This window comes from Nostoc sp. (genome assembly GCF_036917095.1).
GTDB lineage: Bacteria > Cyanobacteriota > Cyanobacteriia > Cyanobacteriales > Nostocaceae > Nostoc.
Genome location: NZ_JBALFH010000045.1, coordinates 42,277 through 53,877, shown reverse-complemented (window position 1 = coordinate 53,877; position 11,601 = coordinate 42,277). Strand labels below are relative to the sequence as shown.

8 protein-coding genes and 1 tRNA gene are annotated in these 11,601 nt (G+C 41.6%); 4 read left to right on the top strand and 5 right to left on the bottom strand.

Features of this window, described 5'->3' with window-relative positions:
• Nucleotides 1–28 precede the first annotated feature (28 nt).
• Complete coding sequence (locus V7L01_RS28735) at nt 29–1,207, top strand: 2-isopropylmalate synthase (protein ID WP_335040944.1); 1,179 nt, start codon at nt 29–31, stop codon at nt 1,205–1,207.
• A 159-nt stretch (nt 1,208–1,366) separates the two neighbouring features.
• Nucleotides 1,367–3,358 (top strand): ABC transporter ATP-binding protein/permease, encoded by a 1,992-nt coding sequence (locus V7L01_RS28730; RefSeq protein ID WP_335040941.1) that lies wholly within the window; start codon nt 1,367–1,369, stop codon nt 3,356–3,358.
• Here V7L01_RS28730 and V7L01_RS28725 read toward each other — a convergent pair.
• The 4 genes from V7L01_RS28725 to thrC all read right to left on the bottom strand — a co-directional run bounded on the left by V7L01_RS28725 (nt 3,355) and on the right by thrC (nt 6,159).
• Nucleotides 3,355–3,822: a hypothetical protein gene (locus V7L01_RS28725; RefSeq protein WP_335040939.1), complete on the bottom strand. Its 468-nt coding sequence runs from the start codon at nt 3,820–3,822 to the stop codon at nt 3,355–3,357. The genes V7L01_RS28730 and V7L01_RS28725 overlap by 4 nt on opposite strands.
• A 194-nt stretch (nt 3,823–4,016) precedes the next feature.
• Nucleotides 4,017–4,087: transfer RNA gene (locus V7L01_RS28720), tRNA-Cys, on the bottom strand.
• A 180-nt stretch (nt 4,088–4,267) separates the two neighbouring features.
• Nucleotides 4,268–4,858: a chromophore lyase CpcT/CpeT gene (locus V7L01_RS28715; RefSeq protein ID WP_335040936.1), complete on the bottom strand. Its 591-nt coding sequence runs from the start codon at nt 4,856–4,858 to the stop codon at nt 4,268–4,270.
• Between the two features lie 209 nt (nt 4,859–5,067).
• Nucleotides 5,068–6,159: a threonine synthase gene (gene thrC, locus V7L01_RS28710; protein WP_335040934.1), complete on the bottom strand. Its 1,092-nt coding sequence runs from the start codon at nt 6,157–6,159 to the stop codon at nt 5,068–5,070.
• An 806-nt stretch (nt 6,160–6,965) separates the two neighbouring features.
• Here thrC and V7L01_RS28705 point away from each other — a divergent pair.
• Nucleotides 6,966–7,157: a hypothetical protein gene (locus tag V7L01_RS28705; protein WP_335040932.1), complete on the top strand. Its 192-nt coding sequence runs from the start codon at nt 6,966–6,968 to the stop codon at nt 7,155–7,157.
• An 84-nt stretch (nt 7,158–7,241) separates the two neighbouring features.
• Here the strand turns inward: V7L01_RS28705 and V7L01_RS28700 are convergent, their stop codons facing one another.
• On the bottom strand, nt 7,242–9,599 hold the full coding sequence (locus V7L01_RS28700; RefSeq protein ID WP_335040930.1) for a hypothetical protein: 2,358 nt from the start codon (nt 9,597–9,599) through the stop codon (nt 7,242–7,244).
• A 297-nt stretch (nt 9,600–9,896) separates the two neighbouring features.
• Here V7L01_RS28700 and V7L01_RS28695 point away from each other — a divergent pair, with 297 nt between their 5' ends.
• On the top strand, nt 9,897–11,600 hold the full coding sequence (locus V7L01_RS28695; RefSeq protein ID WP_335040928.1) for an iron uptake porin: 1,704 nt from the start codon (nt 9,897–9,899) through the stop codon (nt 11,598–11,600).
• Nucleotide 11,601 lies beyond the last annotated feature (1 nt).

The window sequence follows — 11,601 nt, the reverse complement described above, 5'->3', positions numbered from 1 at the left end:
TTTTTTATTTTGAAGTGGGATAAAAAAAATGCAAACTCTTCCTATTAAAATTTCTGATGAAACTCTGCGGGATGGAGAACAACAAGTAGGCATTTTCTTCTCTTACCCAATCAAACACAAACTTGCTCATCTGATTGCTCAAACAGGAATTGATGGATTGGCTATCATGCCAAGTGTTTGCGAACAAGAAGCAGAGCTAGTCAAATCATTAGTTTCAGAGGGATGGGATGGATTGATTACTGCTGATACGATGATGGGAAAGCAGTACATAGATCGAGCAAAAGAGTGCGGAGTTAAGCGCCTTATTCTGTTCCATGCTGTTTCCGATCGCCTGCTGTTTTTACGAAATCCCCAGGTTCGCGTCGCGAGCGAATTTCAAGATAAAACCATTGATGATGATATCTCATCTCAAATAATTAATAAAATTCGTCAAGATGCTCTTGATGTCATTGTTGAAAATCTACACTATGCTACAAAAGTCGCTGGATTGAGAGTAGATTTTGCGGCTGAGGATGCTTCTAGAGCCGATTTTGACTTTTTAGTCCAATGTATTCGCTCATGCAGTCCTTATATCGAACATTTCCTATTGTGTGATACGGTGGGGGTTCTGACTCCAGAAAAGAGTTATATCTGGGTTAATGACTTGCTCCAATCTACCGCAGATGTAGCATTGGGAGTACATTATCACAACGATATGGGCTTGGCTTTAGAAAATACTCTCCAGTCTCTCATGGCGGGAGCAACTTTAGTATCGGGGACATTTTGTGGTTTAGGGGAGCGAGCCGGAAATGTGGCGATAGAGCAGGTATTAAATGGTTTGCGAGTCCGTTTCGGTATTGAAGTTGAGGGGATCGACTATGATGCGATCGCCGCAGTGACTAATTACATCGAGCAAATGGGGATTCGCCCCGCAGCTCCTTACTCTCAAACTGCACAACGTCACGAATCAGGTATTCATGTCAATTCTTTGTTGCGTGACCCCAAAAGCTATGCAATATTTCCTTATAACAAGATAGATGTTGTATTTGGCAAATGGAGTGGAGTGAGTAATTTCCAATATCTATTTGAAAAGCAACTACACAATCCTCAACCTAGAAAGCAGTATGAGAAGATGCGTTCTGTTATCAAATCACTTGCTACTGAAAAAGAACGTTATTTTACTGCTCAAGAAGTTTTAGAATTATGGGAAGATGGTATCTTTGAATAGGAAATTGTGAAAATTTACAATTTCCTATTCAAGGAATTCAAGACACAGGAGAACATTTTCTCAATTCATATAAGATAAAAATCAGTTATGACTTCTTTCTCCTGGTCTTAATTTATGACTAGCCATCAGACTTAATAAATTACAACAATTTTTTTACAGATGCAAGCTACAAGTTTTATTGGTAAATCCTCAAAAAATGATTCTTCACCTGCTAAGGATTTTTGGGGAAATGTCAGAGCGATCGTCGGGCCTTTCTTGTATCCTACCGAGGCAAATGCCAGAGCATTTTCAGATGTAGTCCGTACATGGGGAATGCTTCTTCTCTTAGTATTATTAATAATAATGCTCGTCAGTGTAACTGCGTTTAATAGCTTTGTTAACCGCTATTTGCTCGATCTCATTACTGAAGAGCAAGATTTAAATAAATTTATTAATACATTATGGCTTTATGGTGGTGCTCTTGTCTGCGTAACGCTTTTAGTAGGATTTACTAGATTTGTTAGAAAACAAATCGCTCTTGATTGGTATCAATGGCTAAACGACCGAATTTTAAATAAGTATTTGAGTAATCGTGCTTATTATAAAATCAACTTTAAATCCGATATTGATAATCCAGATCAACGAATAACCCAAGAAATAGAACCTTTAACAAGAAATGCTCTTTCTTTTTCGGCTACTTTCTTAGAGAAAGCGCTGGAAATGATAACTTTTTTAGTAATTCTCTGGTCTCTTTCTCATTTTGTGGCAGTTGTATTAGTTATTTATACAGTAATAGGTAATTTAATTGCTGTGTATTTAGCTCAAGAATTAAACAAGATTAAACAAGAAGAACTCGAATATGAAGGAGACTATAATTATAGCGTAAATCATGTTCGTAATCACGCTGAATCAATAGCTTTTTTCCGTGGAGAGAAACAAGAATTCAATATAATCCTGCGACGATTAAACAACATTATTAAAAGTAGTAAACGCAAGATTAATTGGGAAGTAACTCAAGATATTTTTAACAGAGGATATCAAGCGATTATTCAAATATTTCCATTTATAGTATTTGGGCCTTTACAGATTAAAGGTGAAATTGAATTTGGAGAAATTGCCCAAGCCAGTTTAGCTTGTAATCTGTTTGCTACGGCTATGGCTGAAGTAATCAGAGAATTTGCTACTTCAGGACGATTTTCTAGTTATGTTGAGCGTTTAGTTGAACTGTCGAATGCGCTAGAAGCAGTAACTAAACAACCTGAAAATACCAGTACGATTAAAACAATAGAAGAGAAGCAACTAGCTTTTGAGAATGTTACCTTACAAACACCTGATTATGAACAGGTGATTGTCGAAAATTTGTCGCTTTCTGTTCAGCCGGGAGAAGGTTTATTAATTGTAGGGCCTAGTGGTCGAGGTAAAAGTTCTTTATTGAGAGCGATCGCTGGTTTGTGGAACGCTGGGACTGGCCGCCTAGTGCGACCTCCTTTAGAAGAAGTCTTGTTTTTACCCCAACGTCCTTACATCATTTTAGGAACTTTGCGCGAACAGTTACTTTATCCTAATACCAATCGTCAAATGACCGACGCAGAACTTCAAGACGTTTTGCAACAAGTTAATCTGCAAAACTTGCTAAGTCGAGTTGAAGGCTTTGATACAGAAGTTCCTTGGGAAAATATATTATCGGTAGGAGAACAACAACGCCTTGCTTTTGCACGACTGTTAGTGACCCATCCTAGCTTTACTATATTAGATGAAGCAACGAGTGCTTTGGATTTGAAAAATGAAGGAAGTTTATATCAACAGTTACAATCAACGAAAACAACATTTATCAGTGTCGGGCATCGGGAAAGCCTGTTTGATTATCATCAATGGGTTTTGGAACTTGCACAAGATTCCAGTTGGCAACTTGTGACTGTTCAGGATTATCGAAATCAAAAAACAATAAATATTCAAAGCACGCCTAATAATGAGTCGCAAAATAAATCACAAGTATTGATAGAAACAATCACAAGTGAAGGGCTTTCCCATAAGGCAATAAGTGAATTAACTAACTATTCTATTAGCACTATTAGAAGTAAGGCAAGCAAAGGAGATTCTGTCACTACTAGAGACGGCTTGACGTACCGCTATGACAAGAATCCAAGTGTATTGAAATGGTTGAGAGTTTAGCGGTTAGACAATTTTGGATTTGGCGTCACTGTGGTCGGGTAGCAATTTCTGGCATTGGCGATCGCTTTTTGATAGTCGGCGATGTAAACAGATTCGTCGAACCAAGCTCTGTAGACTTGCAAATGCACGCTAAGAGAATGCCCCATAAATTTAGCTGCTCTGTCGGGAGCGATTTTATCTAAATCGATCCAATCCTCCCATTTAAAGGTTCCTGCAAGCAACTGAGCAGATAGCAATCTGGCTTTGGTAGCAGCATATTGGATGCCTTTGTCTGAGGCGATCGCATTATTGCCCAAGGATACGAACTGAGAATAGTCCTTATCTTTGCCCTGAATATGTGGCTTAGGCGGGAGGGTTCCTCGCAGCCACAATCTATTGTCACGCCTGTAGATGATTACTCTTGTCCCTTTCTTCTTCAGCTGCTCGTTCGCCTGCTGAATCTTCTTGTCGATTGCGTCTATCATGCCAAAATAATGTAGCAATTTTTGTGACTACTTTTGGCATAATAAGGCTAAAGTTGGCAATGTATGGCGAGGTAAAAGGGAGAATAATTACCCCAGTTTTACCCCAGTTGAGGGTTTGGGTTACTGTCTCGCCTGTAGGAAAAAACAGTAAAGCCCTTGCACTGCAAGAGCTTTAGGAATCTATATTTCTTTGAAGGCGGCACCCGGATTTGAACCGGGGGTGGAGGTTTTGCAGACCTCTGCCTTACCACTTGGCTATGCCGCCACTCCGGAGTTCCCTGAACTACTCTAATGTTCCTAAGCTATCTTAGAAGTCATTCAGTAGCCATAAGGCGCTAATTAACCCATGATAGCATAGGATTCTGAGGTAGAGATAGTGGGTTAATGGGATGTTTCTGGTAGCCTTTAGGCGATCGCTAAGTTATGAGTTTTCACTCTTCACTTGTTATACCTTCACTTCATCCGCAAAACTGCTCCATCGCACAAAGTGAAATGGCCCGGCGATAGAACCCCAGAGACGTTCATCGGTGTCTAAATCCCTTCCTCGGTCGAGGCTGAAAAATTCTTTAGCGTCAATCTCAAATTCGTTATCCAGATAAGTATTTTTACCGTCACGAACCACAATGCAGCATTTTCCAGGTTCAACCCTGCCTTTAAAGCTTTTACCCGTCCACTCTACAACCATGTTGCAACCTGCCATTTTTTCCAATTGGTCAACAGATAAAACTTTTAAACGTTCGGGGTCGCGAGATGCGCCGTAAAATTTTTGTTCTTCTTTAACCGTGTAGTGTTCAATAACAATGTGCTTTTCTGCCGGAATCAACTTCATCACCCGCATCCGGTAGGGTTGATTGAGCAGAAAATCATAAGCTTGTTCGAGAAATAAACTTACCCCTGAGAACAATTCCAAGGGAAGGGGACGGATGCACACGCGAATGTGGGCATAAAAAGGCGGATTTTCAAAAGCTTGTTCTTGATTGCTAAAGTCAGCTGCCATCCAACGGGCTAAGGTGGTGATATCAGTAGAATGAGTCATTACAAGACGATCGAGTAGTTGCTTAAAAATTATCTAGAATTATTTTGACACTTGCCAGACTAAAAAATCCTGGCTACGATACCTTCTGGTGCGCCCGCTACGCGTAGCAAGATCCCGTTCGCCCCAGGCGTCCCCCAGGGAAGGTTACGGTGGCTTTGCCTACGCAATTTTTCAATTAGATATTACGATCGCTTTTAGTTCTAAAGTGCTTAAAATCCCATTGCCTCGGCTACTGCGCCCAGTTTTGCTGCAATACCCTGTTTAAATTGACTGTGATTGTGTTTTATGGCTGTATCTGGGTCTTTTAGACCATTACCTGTGAGGACACAAACCACTGTCGCCCCTGTAGGAACTTGGTCTTTCACCTGCAACAACCCGGCTACAGAAGCGGCGCTAGCAGGTTCGCAGAAGATACCTTCTGATGATGCCAAAAGTCGATAAGCGTCCAGAATTTCTGCATCAGTAACGGCGTGGAAATTTCCCTGACTTGCGGTTTGGGCTGCGATCGCTAATTCCCAGCTAGCAGGGTTACCAATACGAATTGCTGTTGCTAAGGTTTCGGGATGTGCTACTGGCTGACCGGTTACTAAGGGGGCTGCACCTGCGGCTTGGAATCCCATCATTCGGGGTAGGCGATCGCACTTTCCATCTTGATGATATTGACAAAATCCCATCCAATATGCCGTGATATTTCCCGCATTGCCCACGGGGATACACAGCCAGTCTGGTGCATCACCCAGCACATCGACAATTTCAAAGGCTGCTGTTTTCTGCCCTTCTAGGCGGTAGGGATTGACCGAATTTACCAAAGTTACCGGATAGCTTTCGGCCATCTCGCGGACAATTTCTAGCGCTTGGTCAAAATTACCTTTAATCGCTAATACTTCTGCACCGTAGAGTAATGCTTGAGCTAACTTACCTAGTGCCACATAACCGTCGGGAATCAACACAAAGGCATTCATTCCCCCACGCCTCGCATAAGCGGCGGCGGCAGCTGAGGTGTTGCCCGTGCTGGCACAAATTACTGCTTTTGCCCCTGCTTCCTTCGCTTTGGAAATTGCCATAGTCATCCCCCGGTCTTTGAAGCTGCCGGTGGGATTTAGACCGTCGTATTTTACAAATACACGCACTTGTCTGCCAATGCGTTCTGCGATCGCTGGCACTGGTATTAGGGGTGTGTTTCCCTCCAACAGAGTCACAATCGGTGTTTCTTCGCTGACAGGCAAGTATTCGCGATAGGCTTCTATCAGTCCGGGCCAGGGTTGGCGATGAGATTTAGCAACAGACAGGCTCAAAGTCACGGGATTTAAGATTTCTTAATGTAAAGGATTGGATATTTAGAAAGGGTGGCATAGGGAAGTGCAGGATGGGGAAGAGGAAGAAAGTGAATTTTTCTTTGCCAGTTCCCAGTTAAGAGTCCCCTAATTCCAAAAGAATATTATGTAAGAATATTATTTTTTGTGGTGCAGGCGTTTGATTTTGCCATTTTTATTTTATTTAGAATGTCAGTTTATCATAACCGCCACGGCGACCTGGGGATGCTGAGGGAGTGAAAAATGATAGACAAATATATGGGGCTTACGTAAGAACTCCCTGAAACACTTGTTCCTACTTTGCAAAATGCCACTTCTGTGCAAGGCGCTCTGCGACCGGATTTATGTGTTTTTCACTACTGTTTTTGCATTTTTTTAAGTCAAAATACGCAGGAGATTGCCTTGCGCTTGCGGTAGTTTTATCCTTCTCTTGACTGAAACGCTATACGGACGGCAAGTGCTTTGCCCTAGATTTTTTCAAAATTTAGCGTAATTTAATATAATCTACGTGTAATTATTTAGATAACTTCTTCATAAATCAGAAATAATTTATACTTTTGTAATTGGCGGGCTATCAATTAAGTATTGCTAAGTAGCTTCGAGTGGACGGAAGCTTTGCACACTTGGGGCAATGTTCTCTCCGGAACACAGCCATTACGATCGCCGTCTCTTATGATTGAACCTAAAATCCATTAGAGTAATTGATTGAAAATAGGCAATAATTTAATAAAGCTTAAAAGTGCATTATTATAATATTTCTAATGGTGTGAGTTAATTTGTGGATTTAATTAGCGATGTCTACTTGTTTATCTAGTGTTTCCGATCGCGATTCCCAGACTAACTGGGTCAGTAAGTTAACCAAGTCTTATTATCAAGACGATCAGCAAGCTAAATTTTTGCATTTACAAGCAGAGGTAGACTCCCTGTTGCAGCAGTTAGAAAACCTGAAGCACCAACGTCTAGCCGACACCAACCAAAAAGAATAAGTCAATCTTGTAGATAGCGATGTCTACGACGGGCTACGCCTACGCTATTTCCCCTTTCTAATTTAGATTTTAGTAAAGGGCGTGCTATTCAAAGCGCTGATTTTTCTCTGACCAGCGCCTCAAACTGTAGTTATGAGCATTTTCTACCAATAAAGCTGGGGATTGCACGCCTGAAAGCTTGGCGATCGCTGAAAGTTTTTGTAGGTTATTTCCTGTAAAATCAGTGTAAATTACTTTATTACCATCAGACAAAATTATAGTCCGGTCACCGTGTTGCTCTGTATTTTCCCCCTGAATTTCAGGTGTAGACTGATTCAAGGATGCTATTGCTCCTGCTGAGATAGTCAGTATTATTTCTGGTTGAGCGTTATTTGTTAAATCAATCACTTGAACGGGCCAATCGCCCACATTTTCCTGCATCTGCTCAAAGCTAGGAATAGGGCCAGCCGGAACTTCACCAGATTGCTGTAAAGATTGCCATACACTAGATAAAATTACCTTGACCCCTGACGGATTTTGTTGATGTAGTTCTTGTAGAGTAATGGGAGATGGTTGTACCCATTCCAATGCTGCATTTGTCAAAGCTAAAGGTTTGGGTTGGAGAAGATCATTTTGATTCTCTGGGATTTTTGGCCCAGCAGCTAATAGGCGCAAAACTTTACCCTGTAATTGCACCGCTTTGATAGCGGCTATAGTAATTTTTTGTTCTCCGTTAGGCAACCAAACCACAATCTGGATTTCAGGGTCAGAAGTAATTCCCAAAGTTTTCCAGAAAAATTTGGCGGCATCAGTTTTGGGTGGATTCAAATTCTCAAAGGGGGAATTTAGCCAGCTTTTCCCGTCATTAAATGCACTCACCTCCACCTGATACCAAACTTGGTTATCTGTGAGTTTCAGGTCTGCTGGAGAATTTGGTTGCAGCCACTCGGTGTTGATAACTTTAGTAATCGGTTGCACTGTACCGATAATTTGACTAGGGTGAGTAGATGATAATTGCGATGCAGCCTCACCATTGAGTCTTGCTAACAAAGCTTGAATATAGGCAAGGTCATCTTTTGTAATTTTTGGTTGCGCCTTCAACCAAGAATTAGCATGTTCTTCTCCCCGCTGAACGGCTAAAATCAAAGCGAACCAAGCTTGCACCTCTAGTCTATTTGGGTTCACCCGCAACGCCGCCGCCGTGCGATTCCACAACCGTTTTTCATCAGCTTTGAGTAGGGTAGCAATTTCTTGGGCATTATGTGGCGATGCCTCAAACACCTGTAAAGCTTTCCCCCAGCGACCATCAATTAAATCTGCCAACGCTTCTTGACTAGGACTTGCCCAATTTTTCTGGGCTTGGGTTTTAGTAAGTTGGGAATGCAAGCGAATCAAATCCATTTGCGCTTGCGCCGCCTCTGGCAAAACTCCTTTGTGCTGTTTCTTGATAAATTTCAACCATTCAAAGGCTGGTGTCCACAGTCCACTACGGGCAATTGATAGGGCGTTTTGGTATGCAGAATCCTTGAGGAATGATGATTTGAGGGTAATTGCCTCCAATTGAATTGGTTTGAGAAATAACTTCACAGACTTGACTTGGTAAACCTGTAAGCGCGGTTCTAAAGCTACTGTTTGATTAATAACTAACTCTTTAGTAGCATTACCAGTTACCTGCTGCCATTTGGGCAATTGTCCGTTAGGACTCGTCCAAGACAACATTTGTAGTAAGTTGGTGCGTTCTGGATTGTAGTATATGATGTAACCATAAGCGATCGCACCACTTCCTTGTTGGCGTTGACCCCGCAAATTAAACCAAACTCCTGGTGATGGTGTCCCACCTTCAAAGCGTTGCACTTGAGTTAAAGGTAAGGGAGTGTTGATATCCTGGGATTCTGATGTTCCATCAAGCAAAGAAGAAATCACAAAGGATTCTTCTGGCCCAGTTACAGGTAATTGAGTCGCTAGATAGTAGTAATTTTCTGACTGAGATTTAAACTCTAACTCTTCTGAGCGCTGGTAAACCCTGAGTTCAACAAGTTCTTTACAATCAAATTGACAATTAGCACGCTGTTGAAAAACTGGCAGTAAAAATGAGTTTTCTGCATCTTGATTTAAAGGTAGAGTTTCCCCAAATATTTGGTTTTTTTTACTCAAATCGAGTTGAATTTGTTTGAGAGTTAGGGGGAGTTCGTGGTTACCAAGGGGGATTTGTGCCCATGCAGGTAAAATTTTATTTAGCCAGCTTACTCGATCTGGATTGAATATGAAGAGAACGCTAATCCAGGCAAAAGCCATAATTAGACTAGCACTACTCAACAGAATTGCGATCGCTAGCATTGATGACAACCAACTTCCCCGTTTTAGCTTTTTCTGGGGTTTTTTAACGACGCGTTTCACCATACCTGCATGAGGTTGATTTTGTTTAGAGGTTTTTGGCGTCAGCTTGCGCGAGCGATTTGCCATATTAGTTTTCAATCAATCCAGTAGATATTTTTGGGCATTGGGCACAAGAGGCAGAGGAAAAGATTTAATGCAACTTCTCCCCTGTTTCCCTATTCCCGACTCTTTATTACCTAATACCCTGTTATACTCGCCCTTTCAGAAGTTGCCCAGAAGGATTAAATCTAATTTGGGACAAAATCCGTAAATGTCCCCATGTGAATGCTACACGATCGCGAATACACTCTTCACTTAAGTATGTGAGCAGAGTGTAAAAAGTTGAAAGGTAGACTTATTAGCCGCAGTCATAGCAAAACTTGGATGCTCGCATGGTTACTAATTGCGGGAGTAAATGGAGTTGCACAAAAAGCACTAGCACAAGATTACATAAATCAAGATTACATAAATACAGTAACTACTCAGGAGACAGGAGCCAGTAGTCAGGAGTTAGGAGTTAAGAGCGATAATATTATTCCTTCATCTCACCCCGCCTCTCCGGAAGATCCGATGGCGCAAGTTACATCGGTTTCTCAACTCAAGGACGTACAACCCAACGATTGGGCATTCCAAGCATTACAGTCTTTGGTGGAACGCTATGGCTGTATAGCCGGCTATCCAGATAGCAGCTATCGCGGTAATCGTGCGTTAACTCGGTATGAATTTGCTGCTGGTGTGAATGCTTGTTTAGATAGAGTCAACGAATTAATCACTACAGCCACCAGCGATTTAGTCACTCGCGAAGATTTAGCAATATTACAAAAATTGCAGTCACAATTTGCCGCTGAATTAGCAACTTTACGGGGTCGTACCGATAGTTTAGAAGCCAGAACCGCTGAAATCGAAGCCTACGAATTTTCAACAACAACCAAACTCAGTGGACTACTAATTGTTGGCATTCAAGGACGGACTAGCAATCGTGGTGATGTTAATCCTAGAGATGGACAAAAAGATACAGATGATGCGGGGACAAACACTAATGTCATATCCCTAGCGCAACTATATTTAACTAGTCAAATTACTCCCAATAGTTACTTGTTTACAGGTCTTTTAGATGGTAGAGGAAAAACTTCGCCTAGATTTACTAATAGTGTTTCCCGAAATGATGTTTTTCTTGGCTACGAGTTTCCTACAGATAACTTGATTGTAAGTGACCTCAATTTTCATTGGTTGGTGACAGATAAATTAGCAGTAATGGTGGGAACAGAAGGCGTAAGTATGCCAGCTGCTTTTCGAGGCCCTAATCGAGTAGAAAGTGCTGCAACAGGGCCGTTGTCTTATTTTGCCCAAAGAAACCCAATTTTAAATATGGGATACGGTCATGGCGGTATAGCTATTGATTGGCAATTTGCTAAACGCGCTAGTTTGCAGGCAATTTATACTAGTTATCAACCAGGAAATCCCGGTAAAGGTAGCGGTTTATTTGATGGGACAACCACTACAGGCGTGCAATTGCTGCTGACACCAACCGATAGTCTAGATTTAAGTTTGTACTACGTTAACAATTACTCTTCAGATGGTTGTTTACTAACCTTTGTTGGCGATGAATGCTTAACTACAGTTAATACCACTACCGGAAAATCAGCACCACTGCAAACTAACGCCGTGGGTGCGACAGTAACTTGGCAAATTTCTCCCCGCATTAGTGCAGGTGCATGGGGTGGTTATACTAAATCTTACATTCCTGGGCAATCGGGACATGTAGAGACGACAAATTATATGGTGTTTTTGAATTTCCCTGATTTATTTGCTAAAGGAAATTTGGGGGGAATTTATGTTGGTCAACCTCCTAAAATCACCAGTAGCAACTTACCTGTAGGGAATAATGTTCCTGATTTTATCAATACTGGTTTAGGACGTGCAGGTGGGCAACCAGGCACGACCACTCAAATTGAGGCATTTTATCGTTTCCAACTAACAGATAACATCAGCATTACACCAGGAATAATTCATATCTTGGAGCCTGGACAAACACCAGATAGTGACTCAGTTACCATCGGCGTTCTGCGGAGTACTTTTACTTTTTAAT